Here is a 222-nt window from a genome sequence, read left to right on the forward strand (position 1 = left end):
CCGTGTTCAGCAGAACCCCCGGGGCAGCGGACTTCAGCCGGATCACCCATGCTGCAGCCCTCAGCAATGCCGGTCCGGTGCCCCAAGCCGGCGCCCACGGCCACGGGGCACCGTCCGGGGGGCCGGTGAACGAGACCTGGGCCGATGTGATCCTCATCGAAGCGGAAGTTACCAACACCGGCAGGGCGCCCAGGCTGTTCTCACCCGGCCAGCTGCGGCTGA

At 69.8% G+C, this 222-nt stretch carries 1 protein-coding gene; it reads left to right on the forward strand.

All coding sequences use genetic code 11. The annotated features are described in order from the left end of the window. On the forward strand, nt 1-222 hold a 222-nt coding region (locus AC5RWU_RS24850; RefSeq protein WP_493986820.1), incomplete at both ends, for a hypothetical protein.

Source organism: Arthrobacter sp. B0427-1-12 (assembly GCF_059092905.1).